The sequence below is a fragment of the Halomicrobium sp. HArcht1-1 genome, from assembly GCF_058933285.1.
In genome coordinates this window covers 1,027,816-1,043,781 of the sequence record NZ_JBZYDL010000001.1, presented here as the reverse complement: position 1 = coordinate 1,043,781, position 15,966 = coordinate 1,027,816, and the positions used below count along the sequence as shown (strand labels likewise).

General features: G+C 67.4%; 15 protein-coding genes. 12 read left to right on the top strand and 3 right to left on the bottom strand.

The genetic code is table 11. The features are described 5' to 3' along the window. The first annotated feature begins 110 nt into the window (after positions 1–110). Complete coding sequence (locus AC5FRZ_RS05610; RefSeq protein WP_493564114.1) at positions 111–1,700, top strand: oleate hydratase; 1,590 nt, start codon at positions 111–113, stop codon at positions 1,698–1,700. Between the two features lie 41 nt (positions 1,701–1,741). Here AC5FRZ_RS05610 and AC5FRZ_RS05605 read toward each other — a convergent pair whose 3' ends face one another. Beyond that, on the bottom strand, positions 1,742–3,457 hold the full coding sequence (locus tag AC5FRZ_RS05605; RefSeq protein WP_493564113.1) for a histidine kinase N-terminal 7TM domain-containing protein: 1,716 nt from the start codon (positions 3,455–3,457) through the stop codon (positions 1,742–1,744). A 272-nt stretch (positions 3,458–3,729) separates the two neighbouring features. On the opposite strand from AC5FRZ_RS05605, the gene AC5FRZ_RS05600 reads away from it, so the two are divergent. From AC5FRZ_RS05600 to AC5FRZ_RS05570, 7 genes are all read left to right on the top strand, one after another. Then, positions 3,730–4,506, top strand: a complete 777-nt coding sequence (locus tag AC5FRZ_RS05600) for a basic amino acid ABC transporter substrate-binding protein (protein WP_493564112.1) — start codon at positions 3,730–3,732, stop codon at positions 4,504–4,506. A gap of 5 nt (positions 4,507–4,511) precedes the next feature. Beyond that, a complete protein-coding gene (locus AC5FRZ_RS05595) occupies positions 4,512–5,228 on the top strand; it encodes an amino acid ABC transporter permease (RefSeq protein WP_372479392.1) in 717 nt (238 codons plus the stop codon). Further along, positions 5,225–5,956, top strand: a complete 732-nt coding sequence (locus AC5FRZ_RS05590) for an amino acid ABC transporter ATP-binding protein (protein WP_170093749.1) — start codon at positions 5,225–5,227, stop codon at positions 5,954–5,956. The genes AC5FRZ_RS05595 and AC5FRZ_RS05590 overlap by 4 nt, the downstream gene beginning before the upstream one ends. Continuing rightward, the gene (locus AC5FRZ_RS05585) at positions 5,956–6,972 is read left to right on the top strand and encodes an amino acid ABC transporter permease (RefSeq protein WP_493564111.1); all 1,017 of its coding nucleotides are present in this window, start codon (positions 5,956–5,958) and stop codon (positions 6,970–6,972) included. Before AC5FRZ_RS05590 ends, AC5FRZ_RS05585 begins: the two co-directional genes overlap by 1 nt. 106 nt (positions 6,973–7,078) lie before the next feature. Further along, a complete protein-coding gene (locus AC5FRZ_RS05580) occupies positions 7,079–8,680 on the top strand; it encodes a hypothetical protein (RefSeq protein ID WP_372479395.1) in 1,602 nt (533 codons plus the stop codon). Positions 8,681–8,754: 74 nt separating this feature from the next. Then, on the top strand, positions 8,755–9,675 hold the full coding sequence (locus AC5FRZ_RS05575) for a GAF domain-containing protein (RefSeq protein WP_493564110.1): 921 nt from the start codon (positions 8,755–8,757) through the stop codon (positions 9,673–9,675). Next, a complete protein-coding gene (locus tag AC5FRZ_RS05570) occupies positions 9,672–10,343 on the top strand; it encodes a DUF7504 family protein (RefSeq protein ID WP_170093745.1) in 672 nt (223 codons plus the stop codon). The genes AC5FRZ_RS05575 and AC5FRZ_RS05570 overlap by 4 nt, the downstream gene beginning before the upstream one ends. Here AC5FRZ_RS05570 and AC5FRZ_RS05565 read toward each other — a convergent pair whose 3' ends face one another. Beyond that, positions 10,344–11,408, bottom strand: coding sequence for a Brp/Blh family beta-carotene 15,15'-dioxygenase (locus tag AC5FRZ_RS05565; protein WP_493564109.1), 1,065 nt, complete (start codon positions 11,406–11,408; stop codon positions 10,344–10,346). 101 nt (positions 11,409–11,509) lie between these two features. Between AC5FRZ_RS05565 and crtID the strand changes: the two genes are divergently transcribed. Genes crtID through AC5FRZ_RS05545 form a run of 4 tightly spaced genes read left to right on the top strand, consistent with a single transcriptional unit; the run spans position 11,510 to position 15,291 of the window. Further along, a complete protein-coding gene (gene crtID / locus AC5FRZ_RS05560) occupies positions 11,510–13,030 on the top strand; it encodes a bifunctional phytoene desaturase/3,4-desaturase (RefSeq protein WP_372479400.1) in 1,521 nt (506 codons plus the stop codon). Positions 13,031–13,083: 53 nt separating this feature from the next. Next, entirely contained in the window at positions 13,084–13,584 is a 501-nt protein-coding gene (locus tag AC5FRZ_RS05555) for an acyltransferase (RefSeq protein ID WP_208628648.1), read from the top strand. Positions 13,585–13,627: 43 nt separating this feature from the next. Beyond that, positions 13,628–14,056, top strand: a complete 429-nt coding sequence (locus AC5FRZ_RS05550; protein WP_493564108.1) for an SHOCT domain-containing protein — start codon at positions 13,628–13,630, stop codon at positions 14,054–14,056. A gap of 59 nt (positions 14,057–14,115) precedes the next feature. Next, a complete protein-coding gene (locus AC5FRZ_RS05545) occupies positions 14,116–15,291 on the top strand; it encodes a hypothetical protein (RefSeq protein ID WP_493564107.1) in 1,176 nt (391 codons plus the stop codon). A gap of 17 nt (positions 15,292–15,308) precedes the next feature. Here the strand turns inward: AC5FRZ_RS05545 and AC5FRZ_RS05540 are convergent, their stop codons facing one another. Then, positions 15,309–15,935, bottom strand: coding sequence for a helix-turn-helix domain-containing protein (locus AC5FRZ_RS05540; protein WP_372479404.1), 627 nt, complete (start codon positions 15,933–15,935; stop codon positions 15,309–15,311). Positions 15,936–15,966 lie beyond the last annotated feature (31 nt).

Below are 15,966 nucleotides of genomic sequence, written 5' to 3'. Positions count from 1 at the left end.
ATAAAAAGCAGGAACTATCCTGCAAACTGTTACTGCCGACACCCACCTACTCCGACACGTAACGAGCCGACGAACCACACCGTGGTCCGATCCGAACGGAGAGATCCCCAATGACCATTCACCAGCAACCTCACGTCACCGATCGCGAAGCACACTTCACCGGCGGTGGTATCGCGTCACTGGCCGGCGCAGCCTTCCTCATCAGAGACGGGAATATGCCCGGCGAGAACATCCACATCTACGAGAAACTGGACGTCGTCGGCGGGGCGATGGACGGCGCGGGCGACCCCGACGAGGGATACGTCATCCGTGGCGGCAGGATGTTCAACTTCCCCGCCTACGAGTGTACGTGGGACCTGTTCCGGACCATTCCGTCTCTCGAAGATCCCTCTCGCTCGGTCAAAGCCGAGATGAACGAGTTCAACGAGATCCACGAGTCCTACGCCGAGACGCGTCTGATGGACGGAGCGACGCGGATCGACGCCTCGAACTACGGTCTCACCGGGCGACACCGGCGCTCGCTGCTCCGACTGCTGTTGACCTCCGAAGAGCGACTCGGCGACACGCGGATCGAAGAGTGGTTCGACAACGACTTCTTCGAGACGAACTTCTGGTACGTCTGGGCGACGATCTTCGCCTTCCAGCCCTGGCACAGCGTCGCCGAGGTCCGGCGGTACATGTACCGGTTCCTCCACGAGTTCCCCCGGCTCCACACGATGGAGGGCGTCGACCGGACCAAGTACAACCAGTACGACTCGATGATCCTCCCGCTGCGACGCTGGCTCGAAAACCGGGGTGTCTCCTTCGAGTACGGCCACGAGGTGACCGACATGGACATCGTCACCTCGCGGGCGGGCCGGACGGTCACGCAGATCCACTGTGAGACCGACAGCGGGACCGAGACGATCCCGGTCGAGCCGACCGACCTGGTGTTCGTGACCAACGGCTCGATGACCGACGGGACGTCGCTCGGCGGGATGGACGAGGCTCCGGAACTGAACGAAACCGGCGCGTCCTGGGAGCTGTGGAAGTCCATCGCAGACGGGAATCCGCAGTTCGGGAATCCGTCGGTGTTCGCGGACAACGTCACGGAGACGAAGTGGGAGTCGTTCACCGTCACGCTGCACAACACCGACCTGTTCGACCACATCGTGGAGTTCACGGACGAAGACCCCGGCAACGGGCTCGTGACCTACCTCGGGTCGAACTGGCTGCTCTCGACGGTCGTCGCCGCTCAGCCCCACTTCGCGAACCAGCCAGACGACGTGAAGATCTTCTGGGGGTACGCGCTGTTCCCCGACCGGGAGGGGAACTACGTGGAGAAGCCGATGTCCGAGTGTACCGGCCGAGAGATCCTCCAGGAGCTGTGTTACCACCTGGAGTGTGAGGACCGACTGCCGGAGCTGTTGGAGGGCGTCGAGTGCATTCCCGCGATGATGCCGTTCATCACGGCACACTTCCAGCCCCGCGAGCCCGGCGACCGACCGGCGGTCGTCCCGGACGGGTCGAACAACCTCGCCTTCCTCGGCCAGTACGCCGAGGTCGACAGAGACGTCGTGTTCACCGTCGAGTACTCCGTCCGGTCGGCGATGGTGGCGGTCTACGAGCTGCTGGACCTCGACGAGACGATCCCGCCGGTGAGCAAGCACTACCGCGAGCCCAGTGTCCTGGCCGACGCCGTCGGTGCGGCTTACCGCTGACACCGTCGGCGAGACCGTTTCCAGGGCGGCGGTCTGTAGTCTCACTCCCCGAGAGCGTCGTTCGACCGCTGGAGCGTCATCTCGACCCGTGTGCCACAGCCCGTATCGACGATCGACAGCGTCCCGTCGGACCGTTGGACGGACCAGTTCAGGACCCACAGCCCGACGCCGGAGCCGTGATTGAGCACCGTCTCTTCGCCCTCGGTGAGGAAGGCGATCTCGTTGTCTGGAATCCCCCCGCCGTCGTCTTCGATACAGAGTGTCACTGTGTCTTGTGCCACCCGAGACGTGATCCCGACGTGCAGCGGCGTCGGGTTGTGTTCGATCGCGTTCTCGACCGTGTTGGCGACGGCAGCCTCGAAGCGCTCGATCACGTTGACGGGGACGTCGTCGACCGCGACGTCGATCGTCACCTCTGCCGTGTCGTCCCTGTAGGGCTCGATGGCCGTCGCGACCAGCGTCTCCAGTGAGACGACGGTTGATTCGGGGTCGCTGTCGACGATCTGCTGGATCTCTCTGGTCTTCTCGGCGTGTCCGAGCAGGCGCTCGGTCGCGTCGATCGCAGTCTGGACACTCTCTTCGACCGTCTCGTCGTCGGTCCGGTGTCCGACGCGGTCCATGTGGCCACGGGCGACGAGGAGTTCGTTCCGGATGTTGTGTCGGAAGACGCGAGAGAACACCTGGTTGAGCATCCGCAGCTCCTGCTCGCGCTGTCTGAGGGTCTCCTCTCGCTGTTTGACCGGCGTGATGTCACGTAACACCAGCACCGCCTCCGAGCCACCGTCACGGATCCGCTCGCACGTCACCGAGAACTGCCGACACTGGCCGTCGTGAGTGAGTTCGAACGCCACGTCGCTGCTGCCCCGACGGTAGTACTCGACGAGCGAGGGATAGTCGGCGAACAGCTCCTCGATGGGGAAGCCGGCGACGTCGTCTGGCGTCCCGAACAGCCGCTTGCCGGCGGGGTTGACGTCGATTACGAGGCCGTTCTCGTCGACGGCGACGACGGGGTCGGGGATCGTCTCGACGACGGTCCGGCGGCTCACGGGGACCATCATGAACAGCTGGTAGCGAAAGAGCGACACGCCCCAGAGGCCGGCCGTGACGAGAAAGGCGAGCGGCGTCAGGTCGACGTAGAGGGGGATCGCGTCGATCGTCCGAAAGAGGTGCGTCTGTAACGCGCCGGGAAAACCGATCGCCCACCCCGTCAACACCAACAACAGATGTTTTCGGTGGGCTCCGTGAGCCGTCTGTAGCTCCCGGAGGAGGAGTCCGACGGGCAGGATGACCAGCGCGACGGCGAACCCGATGTGGACGATGTACCAGGGACCGAGCGCCAGCTCGCTGATTCCGGCCGGATTCGCGGGGGTCTCTGGCGCTAACACGAGGTGGTGTAACGGGTTCGTCGCCGTCAGGACGATCGTGAGCGCAGGGATCACCGCGAGGACGGCTCCGGCGATCCACGACAGGTCGACCCGGTCGCGTTCGATGTACTCTCGGACGAACAGCGGCCAGCCGAAGACGACGAGGAGCTGGAAAAAGTGGCGGACGGTGGTGTTTATCCACACCGGCAACAGCTGCGTCGGCCACGTGATCAGCGCGAGCATGACTGACCATCCGGCCATCCCCACGAGACAGAGCACCAGCCCGTTCGCACCGGGCCGGTCCCGCCGTCGAACGGTGTAGACGGCCAGCCCGACGATCGGCACAGCACAGATGAGCATGAAGAAGCTCATCGACTGTGCTGGGCTGGTCATACCACCGTGGTAGGTAACGACACACATAAAGACGGTCCCTACGTATCCAGACCTGATACTGGCGCGCTCGGGAGAGTGTGACCGTTCGTCGGCAGCGCGGTACAGGCCGGCCTCGAACGCGGTAGCGACGGCCGGACGGCGACGCCGGCCAGTGGCGGTTCGGATCTTACGGCCCCGCCCGGCCTCGAAAAATCCCGATCCCCGCCGTCGGCATGATAGACCATCCAGAACAGGCCCGAAACGTTCAACAGTGGCTCTACCGATCAATCGGTATGGCTCGTACGTACAGTATGGATCGGCGGGCGTACATGAAGACTGTCGGGGCTCTCGGGGCCACGACAGCGATCGCCGGCTGTTCGAGTAGCGAAGAGGACACGGAAACGATCGTCCCCGGGACGAACTCCGGGTTCCCGCCCTTCGAGTACACCGAGGACGGCGAACTGGTCGGCTTCGATATCGAACTGTCCGAGACGGTCATCGACCGGGCTGGCTACGAGGTCGGCGAGTGGCAGGACATCGCCTTCGAGTCGCTGATCCCGTCGGTGCTGGACGGCGACATCGACCTGATCGCCGCCGGCATGACGATCGGCCCGGACCGCCAGGAGCAGATCGCCTTCACCGACCCCTACTGGGAGTCCAGCCAGGCCGTCCTCGTCCAGGAAGGCGGCGAGTTCCAGCCGGCGTCTGTCGAGGAGCTCGAAGGCGTCCGCGTCGGTGCCCAGGGCGGCACCACGGGCGAGGGCGAGGCCGAGTCTCTCGTCGAGGAGGGACTCGTCGCCGAAGACGACCTCCGGCGCTACGACAACTACACGCTGGCCGCCCAGGACCTCGAAAACGGCAACGTCGACGCCGTGATCGTCGACGAGCCCGTGGCAGGGAGCTTCGCGGGCGACCGTGCGGTCGCGATCGCGTTCGTCATCGACACCGGCGAGCAGTTCGGCATGGGGATGCGCCCCGACGACGAGCGCCTGAGCGATCTGAACGACGCGCTCGCGGAACTGCGCGACGACGGCACCTACGACGAGCTCGTCGGCGAGTGGTTCGAGTGAGATAGATGGCGGGGCTCGTGTGGCAAAGCAGCGATTGGCTCTTCGTCGCCAGCAACGCGGACTTCCTGCTGCTGGGAACGATCGTCACGGTGCTGTTGACGATCACCAGTCTCTCGCTTGGGTTCCTGGCCGGCTTCCCGATGGGAGCGATCGAGGTGTACGGGCCGGACTCGCTGCGGTCGGTGGTCGGCACCGTCGGCGTCGTCTTCCGTGGCACGCCGATCGTCGTGCTCGTCGTGTTGCTGTACTTCGGGCTCCCGATCCCACAGCTGGGTACCGTGCCGGCGCTCGACATCCAGGTGACGCCGTTTCTCGCGGCGACGCTGGCGCTGGGGCTCCGCAGCGGGGCCTACCAGAGCCAGGTGTTTCGGGGCGCGATCCAGTCGATCAGCGAGGGCCAGATGGAGGGGGCCCGCTCGATCGGTATGAGCAAGCTCCAGGCCATCCGCCACGTGATCTTCCCGCAGGCGATCCGGCGCTCGATTCCGGGCTTTCAAAACGAGTTCACGATCGTGCTGAAAGACACGAGCGTCGCCTTCGCGATCGGGCTGGCGGAGCTGCTGACCCGGGCCGAGAACCTCTATCTCCAGCCGGGCCGGGGCACCGCCGTGATGGAGGTCATCCTCACGATCACCGCGATCTACTTCGTGTTGACCGTCGCGACGAACCGGACGCTCGATCGACTACACGACCGTTACGCGATCCCAGGAGGCAACGAATGAGCCTACTTCGACTCGAAGACGTCGAGAAATCGTACGGGAACGAGGAGGTACTGCACGGCGTCGGGTTCGAGATGGACACACAGGACGTGGACGTGATCGTCGGCCCGAGCGGGTCGGGCAAGTCCACCCTGTTGCGCTGTGTCAACCGTCTCACCGAGATCGACGGCGGGTCGATCTTCCTCGACGGCGAGGACATCCACGCGATGGACGAGAACGCCCTCCGGCGACGGGTCGGGATGGTGTTTCAGGACTTCAATCTCTTCGCGCACCGTACCGCGGTGGGCAACGTCACCCTGGGGCTGACCGAGGTGCTCGATCTCCCGAGCGCCGAGGCCCACCACCGCGCGATGGAGTACCTCGATCGCGTCGGGCTGGCCGAGCAGGCAGACTCCTACCCGGCGGAGCTGTCCGGCGGCCAGAAACAGCGGGTCGGGATCGCTCGCTCGCTGGCGATGGACCCCGAGCTCATCCTGTTCGACGAGCCCACCAGCGCGCTGGACCCGGAGCTCATCGGCGAGGTGCTTGGCGTGATGAACGACCTGGCCGACGAGGGGATGACGATGCTGTGTGTCACCCACGAGATGGGCTTCGCCCGCTCTGCGGCCACCACGCTCACCTTCCTCGACGACGGGCAGATCGTCGAGCGGGGGCCGCCCGAACAGCTGTTCGACGACCCCGAACACGACCGCACACGCGAGTTCCTGGGCGATCTCACAGAGATCCACTGATGAGCACGGACCAGACCCAACCCGCCGCCGTCGGCGATCTGCCGGGCCGGCGACGCCTCGCCGTCGTAACCGTCGGCGTCGTCTTCTGGACGTGGCTGTCGCTGCGCTGGGCCTACCACAACACGGTCCTCGACGCCGTCGCCACGGCGCTTGGTTTCCCGGACCTGCTCCGCTCGGAGACGGCGGTCCTCGCCCGCGAGCCGTGGCTCCCGACGGCACCGTTCGAGAACGCCGCCGAGACCCTGACCGCCGTCGGTGCCGATCTGGGGCCGCTCGGACTCCTCGCGGAGTGGCTCGCCTGGCCGTTCGAACTGACGGCCTTCGCCATCGAGGGCGGGCCGGCGATGGCCGCCGGTGCCTTCATCACGGTGTACCTGACGCTCGCGTCGATGGTGCTGGGACTGGCGATCGCCGTCCCGCTCTCCGTCGCGCGGGTCTACGGCGGGCGGATCGTCGGCACCGTCTCGCTCGCGTACACGGAGCTCATCCGCGGAACGCCGCTGCTCGCCCAGCTGTTCTTGCTGTACTACGGACTCCCCCTGGCAGCGGAGATCGAGGGGCTCGGGTTCGTCGGCGAGGGGGCCGTGCCACGGGCGGCCGTCTTCGTGGCGATCGTCGGCTTCACGATCAACTCCTCGGCCTACCAGGCCGAGTACATCCGGGGGGCGCTCCAGTCGGTCGACAGCGGACAGCTCGTGGCCGCCCGGTCGATCGGCCTCTCGAAGGCGGCGGGGATCCGCCACGTCGTCCTGCCACAGGGACTGCGCTACGCGATCCCCGGCTGGACCAACGAGTTCGTCTATCTCATCAAGTACTCCTCGCTGGCCGCGTTCATCACCGTGCCCGAACTGTTCCGGCAGGCTCGGATCATCGCCGCCGATAGCTTCCGGGTCACCGACACCTACGTCGTCGTGGCAGTGCTGTATCTCGCGCTGGTGTTGACGACCGCGCTGGCGATGGATCGACTCGAAGCGGCCGTCGCGATCCCCGGCCTCGGACCAGCCGACGAGCGGTGAGGGGGGCTGTCTCTCGCCACTCCGGGACGGCGACGGTCCCGCGACGGCTCCAATCGGTGTTTCGAGCATCCAAAAGTTAAGACAGTGAAGCGTGAACGACTGCACTATGGCAAGTAGTGCAGGAGACGGCGTCGAGGATCGGTTGCTCCGCGTCTGCGAGCAACTCCAGATACCGAAAGAGACGTTACAGATCACTCAGGTCCGCCTGGGACAGCTGCGCAACAAGCCCGAGATCGACGATGAGAACATCGACGACTTCCTGGCGGCGGCACTGGTCCTGTCGGCTCGCGAGGACGGGCTCCCGGTCGACGAGGACACGGTCGCGAGCGCGTGGTCAGAGCTGCTCGACGACCGGGAGATCACGATCACAGAGCAGCAACTCGACACCGCGAGCGTCTACCTCGACGTCGACGAGGTCCCGCCCAAGCCCCAGGCGCTCGCCGACCGCCTGGGCCTGGCCGTCGAGATGCCCGACTCGCTGGTCGACGTGGCACACCGGATCCTGCTCGACGCCTTCGAGCTGAATCCGGAGGTGATCGCGAACGGGCGCTCGCCGGGGGCGACCGCTGGGGGTGCGCTGTCGCTGGCGGCGCTGGTCAACGGCCACGACGCGGAGGACGTACAGAACGTCCTCAGCGGGGCCTCGAAGACCAGCCGCGTGGCGATCGAGAACCGAGCGGAGGCGCTCAAACGCCTGCTCGGCGATCGACTGCAAGACGAGCGCTACCAGATGAACGCCGAGACGGAGGGAGAGGTGGCCCAGCCGGTCGAAACGGCGACGGCCACCGACGGCGCTGGCGAAGCCGAGGAGCAGTCGGCTTCGGAGCCCGACGAGGTCGGCGAGCCCGAAACTCCGTCTGGGCCGACGGGGGGAGACACGGACGACGAGACTCCCGCTACGCCGACACCGGAAGACACGGACAGCGAGTCCGAGACCCCAGAGACAGAGGCGGAGCCCGAGGTAACCGTCCAGGCGGTCGAAGACGAGATCGACGCGCTGGTCGAGGAGCTCGGCGTCGACGCGCCGACGCGCCTGCTCGCTCGCGGGATGGTGGGCGACGCCGTCGGCGAGGTCGACGTGTCGAACGCGACCGAGCTGGCGGGGGCGACACTCGTCGCGGGGCTGCGGCTGAACGAGGCCGACACCGACGCTGGGGACGTGGCCGCCCGCCGGCCCGTCGAGGCCCGCGCCGTCGTGCAGACGCTGGGCGCGCTGGACGAGGCGATCGACGCGGACATCCCCAGCCCCAGCCCGGAGGAGATCGTCGCCGATCTCGTCGCCGAACTCGACCTCTCGGACGCCGTCGCCGAGGAGAGTCGGCGGACGCTCGAACGGTACGCGGCCGACGAACCGGACAGCGACTACACGGCCGCCGAGCTGGCCGCCGGCTCGGTCGTGTTCGCTGCGACGGTCAACGGGACACAGGTCGACGTAGAGCGACTGGGGGCGATCAGCGGAGCGACCCCCGCGTTCGTCACCGACGCGATGAACGACATCGTCGTCTCGCTGTGTCTGGGCCTCGTCGCCGGTGAGATCGACTACGAGGAGTGCTCGTGGACGACCGACCTGCTGGAGTCGGAGCTCTCGCCGGATCTGGGCGACTCCCGGACCGGCCGGGCCATCGCCGTCGCCAAGACCTACACGGCGGGCCGGGAAGGCCGCCACGTCGACGACGCGACGCTCGACGCGGTGCTTGGCACGGAGTAGCACTCGCAGTTTTCGCTGCTGATACTTCGGCCAGTACGTACATACCGCTCGTGGCAGACGGTGTAGCCAACAGCATGCCGTCTCATCGCATCCTCTGTGTCGATCCCGACGAGGACGCCCGCGAGGACACGGTCGAACAGCTCCGGACCGAGCTCACGGATTTCGATCCGGTCTTCGAGACCGCGGCGACCCTCGACGACGCGAAAGCAGTCGTCTCGACCGATCTGGCCGCCGTCGTCACGGAGTACGACCTGGCCGACGGAACGGGTCTGGAACTGGTCACCGCGGTCCGTGAGACTGCGCCCGACGCGGGGTGTATCCTCTACACCGACGCGGCTCCAGACACCATCGGCACCGACGAACTGCGCGGGACCATCACCGAGTACGTCGGCAAGGGCTCGGTGTTCGGGACCGAGCGCCTGGCCAGACTGCTCCAGACGACTGTGGAGGGGAAATCACAGGCATCCTACCCGCTGCCACAGAACGAGCGCGAGCGGCTGGCGGCCCTCCAGTCGTACGATCTCGACGACCGGGCACTGCTTGACTCCCTGGACCGGATCACCGACCTGGCGGCCACGCACTTCTCGGTCGATCGCGCTTCGATCAACATCATCAGCGAGCACAGCCAGGACTTTCTGGCCTGCTACGGCGGGGCCAACGAGTGGGACACGATGGACCGGCAGGACTCTATCTGTACGTTCACGATCGTCGAAGACGACGACGTGCTCGCCGTCAAGGACGTGACCGAGGACCCGCGCTTCGAGTCTCGCAGCGACACGCTCCTGGACATGGGGATCCGGGCGTATCTGGGCGCGAACCTCGTGACCAGGAGCGGGCTCGTGATCGGGCCGCTGTGTATCTACGACGACGAACCGCGTTCGTTCTCGGCGGCCGACGAAGCGTACCTCCGCGATCTGGCGGCCGTCGCCATGGACGTGATCGAACTCCACGCTCGACTGGACGACGGTGTCGAGACGGACGGAGGAGACCCATGAGCGGCGGCTACGAGTTCGGCGACGGCGTCCCGATCGAACCGATCGAGGCGGGTTCGACCGTGCTGGTCGCCGGGCCGGCGCTGAGCCGCGCCGAGGATCTCGTCCGCTCGATGGTCGCCGACGGGACGGAGACGGGCGACGGCATGCTGTTCGTCTCGACCAACCAGAGCTGCGAGAAGCTGCTCGACAGCTGCCGTCGACTCCACCCGTCGTTCGACACCGACCGGGCCGGCGTCATCGACTGTACCGGCCAGGACCTCGCAGAGTCACAGTTCGATCTCAGGGTCCGGTCGATCTCGACCCAGAGCGACCTCACCGGCATCGGGATGCGCTTCTCGGCGCTGTACGAGTCGCTGTACGCCGACGCTGTCGACGGCCGCGTCCGGACCGGGCTGGTCAGCCTCTCGTCGCTGTCGATGTACGTCGACATGCGGGCGCTGTTCCGGTTCGTCCAGACGCTCTCTGGTCGAATCGACAGCGCCGACGGACTGGGGCTGTTCTCGATCGATCCGACGACCCACGACACGAAGACGGTCAACACGATCAGTCAGGTGGCCGACGGGCGGATCGAAGTCCGGGAACCGGAGTCCAGCGACGCCGACGGCGAGGTGCGCGTGCGCGGCCTGCGCGACCAGCCGGACGGCTGGCAGCCGTTCACGCTGCCGTAGTTACGGGACGTACCAGATGCCCCGGTCGCGGTCCAGCAGCGAGCCCACGAGGACGTGTGGGAGCGCGACGATACTGATGAAGACGCTCCAGAACGCGACTGCACCGGGGAGTGCGGCAGTCCCGGCGAGGGGGTTGGGGAACAGCCAGTAGACGACCGCGAGGACGGCGAACGTCGCCAGCGCACCGGCGATCAGGATGCCCCACGCGCGCAGCGCCACCGTCGACGCCGAGGTGCCCCCGACCAGGTCCCACTCGTCGTCTCCGACCGGTTCGGCCTCGACGGTCGCCGTCCGAGCGACCTGGCGGGCCGAGTACCAGAACGGGAAGTACAGACCGACCGCGACCAGCACGGGCACGACGGCGAAGTACGCGGCCAGCAGGACGGACTCGCCAGCGTCGACGAGCCAGGCGCGGCCGCCGCCCCGGACGTAGCCCAGTCCGACGTGCGTGCCCAGCGCGAGCGCGTAGCCGACGGCGATCACCCGCCGTGTCAGGTCGAACTGGCCGCTGTAGGACGCGAGCGCGCCGGGTTCGACGAGCCCGACCATCAGCGAGCTGAAGCTGTGGAACGTCGTCGGGTGGAAGACGATGGGGACGAGCATGACCGCACCGCCTCGAACGGCGACCGCGAGCGCACGCTGTGGACGGGTCCGCAGGTGCTCGGTGCCACTCGTCGCTGCCAGCACGTGGAGCCCGCCGAGCCCGCCTTTCGCCATCGCGACCACCAGGGCGAGCGCGAGCCCCGCGACCGGCGCGAGCAAGAAGAGTCCCACGAAGGCAGCGATCGCCAGCAGGTACGCTCCGACGTACCGCCACCGGACCGTCGGCCGTCGCCGCCGGAGGTTCTCGAAGTGCTCGTACCCGCCGTGTGGGAGGTTCAGCGCGACCATCCCGACGAGGTAGACGACCATCTGGGCCCGGAGCGGGACCTCGATCCCGGCGAGTGCGAGCCCGCCGAACCCGACGACCAAGACCAGCAGCGCGGCCCGAGAGAGTCCGAGCGACGGGTGTGTGTCCGCGTCCCGGTGCAGCCGCCACGGCGAGGAAGTCTCTGTCGGGCGCATCGTCGGACGCTAGCGTCGTTCGTGGAAAAAGTGGGATACCTAACTCCCAGTGTGTGAGAACGCGAGGTGCCCTCAAAACGACGGGATCACTAGCAGCGGGCATGCGAGATCCGCTCTCGGGCGATCCGACGGTGACGGTGATCGGCGGCGGGTTCGGCGGCCTCTCGGCGGCCGCGTACCTCGGACGAGCGGGCCTGGACGTCCGACTGCTCGAACGCCACGACCGGGTCGGGGGCCACGCCGGTGTGCTCGAACGCGACGGGTTCCGGTTCGACACGGGACCGTCCTGGTACCTGATGCCAGACGTGTTCGAGCGGTTCTTCGCTCACTTCGACCGCGAGCCGGGCGACTACTACGAACTGGAGCGACTCGATCCACAGTACCGGGTGTGCTGGAAGGACGGCGACAGCGTGACGGTCCCGCCCGACCGCGACCGCGTCGAGGCGATCTTCGAGTCCTACGAGACGGGAGCCGGCGAGGCACTCGCCGCGTACCTCGACGACGCCGAGCGCAACTACGAGCTGGCGATGGATCGCGTCGTCTACGAGGGCCGTGAGCGACTTCGAGAGTTCGTCGACACCGACCTGCTCCCGATGGCACCGCGCTATCGCCTGTTCGGGAACATGGACGACTACGTGAGCCGCTACGTCGAACACCCGAAGCTCCGCCAGCTCCTGGAGTACACCCTCGTCTTCCTCGGTGGCTCGCCGTACAACACCCCGGCGCTGTACTCGATCATGAGTCACGTCGACCTGAACCTGAACGTCTTCTACCCCGAGGGGGGTATCGCCGGTGTCGTCGACGCGCTGGCGGAGCTGGCCCGCGAGCACGGCGTCACCATCCGGACCGGCGTCGAGGTCCAGCACGTCGGCGGCGCGGTCGGTCAGTTCGAACTGGCGACCGACAACGGCCTCGTCGAGAGCGATCTCGTCGTCAGCAACGCCAACCCGGCCGACACCGAACGAGCGCTGCTCGACGACCGGGACCGCGCACACGAGCCCGGATACTGGGACGACCAGACCTACGCGCCGTCGGCGTTCATGCTGTATCTCGGAGTCGAGGGCGACGTGGACCCGCTCGAACACCACACGCTCGTCTTGCCGACGGACTGGTCGGACCACTTCGAGGCGATCTTCGACGAGCCGCGCTGGCCCGACGATCCGGCCTACTACCTCTCGGTGACATCGAAGACCGACGACACCGTCGCCCCCGACGGCCACCACGCGGTCGTCGCGCTCGTCCCGATCGCTCCGGGCCTCGACGACGGTCCGGACGTACGCGAGCGGTACCGCGAGCAGGTCCTCACGGATCTGGCCGAACACACCGGCGTGGATCTCCGCGACCGGATCGTCTCGGAGACGACGGCCTGCGTCAGCGAGTTCGCCGAGCGCTACGGCGACCCCGACGGGACGGCGCTGGGTCTCGCCCACACCCTGTTCCAGACCGGCCCCTTCCGACCGAGTCACCGCGGTCCGCTGGAGGGGTTCTACTACACCGGGGCCTACACGACCCCGGGGATCGGGATGCCGATGTGTCTCATCAGCGGCGAACACACCGCCTCCGCGATCTTCGAGGACTATCCGGCCCTCGGCGACGCCGAGGCCCTCGCGTCGATCGAGTGACGCTGCGGCGTCGCCGGAGGAACCGACTTGTCGACGGCGCCCCTACGGCAGGTATGGACGGACGCGAAGCGAAGCGGTCGACCGTCGACGACAGCGTCGAAGTCCGCGACGTACCGGCCGCCGGCTGGTACCAGATACGGAACCCGATCCGATTCGGCCTGACGTACTACGTCTTCGAACTGTGTAAACACCTGCCGCCGATCGTCAAGAACCCGGTCTATCGTGCCTTCGGCGTCGAGATCGGGGCGGACTCCGTGCTCGCGCCGGCCGTCGTCGTCGACCCGTTCTTTCCGGAGCAGATCACGATCGGCGAGGGGTCGCTGATCGGCTGGGGCACGAAACTGCTCACCCACGAGGGCTACACCGACGAGTGGCACGTCGGGCCCGTCGAGATCGGCGACGACGTGACCCTGGGTCACGGCTCCTCGACGCGGCCGGGCGTGACGATCGGCGACGGTGCGACGGTCGCCGCCCACTCGTTCGTCAACCGCGACGTAGCGCCGGGCGAGCGCGTCGGTGGGGTCCCGATCGAGCCGCTATCCAGCGACGAGTGACGCTCTCGCCACCATTATAACCGTCTCCCGAGAACCACGACCAATGAGCGAGGAGACCCCGATCGATCGCGCCCGCGAGAACGCCACCGGGATCGTCTCCATGCTGGTGACCGGGATCTGGATGTTCGGTCTGTTCACCGGCCAGGAGTGGTGGCTCCCGGCGCTGATCGTCGGATACGCCGTGTTCATTCCACTGACTGCGACTCTGTTCGGCGACGAAGACGAACGCGAAACGTGGGCCGGTGACTTGACCGACAGTTCGCCCACCGAGACGACGGACGAGCGAACGCGAGAGCCGGAAAGTGACGACGAGACGGCCCTGGAGGCGCTTCGCCGCCGCTACGCCGAAGGCGAACTCACCGACGAGCAGTTCGAGCGCAAGCTCGACCGGCTGCTTGAGACCGAGACGCTCGAAGACGTCGAAGAGTACCGCGAACGGGCAAGCCAGGAGCGCGAGCGAGAACTGGAGTAGTCTCTGTCCCCAAGTCGTTCGCCCGTAGCTTTAGGCCGACGGCGGGCGTCCCTCCGACGATGTCGCCACCACGGGTGTCGCGGTGGTCGCGGCGGTTCGTCGGCGCAGGCGCGGCCGCTCTCGTCGCCCGGGCAGTCCTCGCACCCCTCGGTGTCGGACGACGGCTGGCGGTCGTCCTGTTGCTGTACGGCTTCGTCTTGCACACCGTCTTCGGGAAGTCCTACGCGCTGATCCCGTCGTACTTCGACCGGACGCTGGCGACGCCGCGAGCGCCGGCCGTCCAGTTTCCCCTGTCCGTCGTCGGCGTCGTCGCGCTGGCAGCCGGAACACGGCCGGGCGTCCCCGGCGTCGTGTCGACAGTCGGCGCGGTGGCGTGGTTCGCCGGTGTTCTCGTCTGGCTCGGCGCACTCGGGTGGACCGTCCGGGACAACCGCTCGGGCGCAGCGACCGCCACCGGCGACCACCAGTCCGACCGGCGACCGATCGATCGCGTCAGCAACGCGGCCGTCCCGCTCGTCGCTGGCTATCTGTCGGTCGGGAGCTACGCGCTGTTCGCGGGTGCGGTCGGGCTCCCAGCGCCGCTGGGCGGTGTCCCGGCGCGGATCTCTCACCTGCTGGGGGCGGGCGGGGCGGCGCTGCTGGTGCTTGCCGTCGGCTTCCGGCTGTTCCCGCGGTTTCTGGTCGCACACCCCCCGCGTGCGCTCGTGTTCGTCGTTCTCGGTGCCGGCAGCGTCGGCCCCGCACTCCTCGCGGTGGGGCTGGACGGCGGGCCGCTCCTGGTGGCCGGCGCTGTCGTCGAGGCGGTCGCGATTCTGGGCTTCGCGCTCGCTTACGGACTGCTGTACCGCCGCTCCGACCGCACGCGGGTCGGGCTGCGGACCGTCCTCGCGGCCGCCGCCGCTGGCGTCGTCACGGTCGGTCTGGCGACGCACCTCGTCTTCGCCGGGCGAGCCCCCGCCGTGGTGACCCTGCACTATCAGTTCGCGCTCGTGGGCTTTCTGGGCCTGACGATCGTCGGTGCGGCCATGCAGTTCTACCCTCCGTCGGTGGGCGTCTGGCCGGGCTCGAATGATCGGACGGCGCTGGCCAGCGTCTCGCTTCTCGCCGTCGGACTGCTGTGCCAGCTCGCGGGGCTGGTCGTGCCGGGTGCGACCGCGGTCGGACAGCTGGCCGTGCTCGGGGGGGCAGTCGGCTACGCCTACTTGCTCGCGAGTGCGTTCGTCGCCCGCGGGTGAAGAGCAGCGAAAAGGCTCTACGCCAGTACGTCGTCGAGCAGCTTGGTCTGGGCGGCCGCGAGGTGCTCGGCCAGCGTCGAGACGGAGATGTCGAGCGCCTCGGCGACCTCACCGGCGTTCGCGCCTTTCGGATAGTCGAAGTATCCCATCTCGTGGGCGGTCTCCAGCACTTCGCGCTGTCGATCGGTCAGCTGTCCCCGGTCGACGACGACGGCGTCTCCCAGCGTCCCCTCGCCGTGCTGGTGGAGCGAGCGCAGGGCCACGTCGCCGAACACGTCCCGGAGTTCCTCGACGACGGCACGCACCTGGGCCGCGTCGTCGACGTGGGCCGTGGCGATGACCTGCCCGTCCTCTGCCTGGATGTCGCTGACCGCACAGTCGAACGTCTCGACGGCGTCACAGAAACAGTCCTGGTCGGGATCGCGCCGGAAGCGATAGCGCGCCTCCGATCCGTTCTCGAAGAGCGGTTCGACGGACTCGCCCACGTCGGTCCCGGCGGGCGCGGAGAACTCTTCGACGACTGCGTCGCCGCCGGTCGAACGCGTGACGTTCGTGACCGGCCCGTCGACTCGCTCGGACACGTCGGCGACGGGGCAGGCCTCGGGCGAGTCGATCGCCAGCTCGACGCGAAGTCCCTCGGACATAGCCGCTACTTGGCGCTCCCACAGTAAAACG

Coding starts and splice junctions, on each gene's coding strand:
- AC5FRZ_RS05600 (WP_493564112.1), top strand. CDS start 3,730: ATGGCTCGTACGTACAGTATGGATCGGCGGGCGTACATGAAGACTGTC.
- AC5FRZ_RS05580 (WP_372479395.1), top strand. CDS start 7,079: ATGGCAAGTAGTGCAGGAGACGGCGTCGAGGATCGGTTGCTCCGCGTC.
- AC5FRZ_RS05590 (WP_170093749.1), top strand. CDS start 5,225: ATGAGCCTACTTCGACTCGAAGACGTCGAGAAATCGTACGGGAACGAG.
- AC5FRZ_RS05595 (WP_372479392.1), top strand. CDS start 4,512: ATGGCGGGGCTCGTGTGGCAAAGCAGCGATTGGCTCTTCGTCGCCAGC.
- AC5FRZ_RS05550 (WP_493564108.1), top strand. CDS start 13,628: ATGAGCGAGGAGACCCCGATCGATCGCGCCCGCGAGAACGCCACCGGG.
- AC5FRZ_RS05540 (WP_372479404.1), bottom strand. CDS start 15,935: ATGTCCGAGGGACTTCGCGTCGAGCTGGCGATCGACTCGCCCGAGGCC.
- AC5FRZ_RS05575 (WP_493564110.1), top strand. CDS start 8,755: ATGCCGTCTCATCGCATCCTCTGTGTCGATCCCGACGAGGACGCCCGC.
- AC5FRZ_RS05585 (WP_493564111.1), top strand. CDS start 5,956: ATGAGCACGGACCAGACCCAACCCGCCGCCGTCGGCGATCTGCCGGGC.
- AC5FRZ_RS05545 (WP_493564107.1), top strand. CDS start 14,116: ATGTCGCCACCACGGGTGTCGCGGTGGTCGCGGCGGTTCGTCGGCGCA.
- AC5FRZ_RS05555 (WP_208628648.1), top strand. CDS start 13,084: ATGGACGGACGCGAAGCGAAGCGGTCGACCGTCGACGACAGCGTCGAA.
- AC5FRZ_RS05570 (WP_170093745.1), top strand. CDS start 9,672: ATGAGCGGCGGCTACGAGTTCGGCGACGGCGTCCCGATCGAACCGATC.
- crtID (WP_372479400.1), top strand. CDS start 11,510: ATGCGAGATCCGCTCTCGGGCGATCCGACGGTGACGGTGATCGGCGGC.
- AC5FRZ_RS05605 (WP_493564113.1), bottom strand. CDS start 3,457: ATGACCAGCCCAGCACAGTCGATGAGCTTCTTCATGCTCATCTGTGCT.
- AC5FRZ_RS05565 (WP_493564109.1), bottom strand. CDS start 11,408: ATGCGCCCGACAGAGACTTCCTCGCCGTGGCGGCTGCACCGGGACGCG.
- AC5FRZ_RS05610 (WP_493564114.1), top strand. CDS start 111: ATGACCATTCACCAGCAACCTCACGTCACCGATCGCGAAGCACACTTC.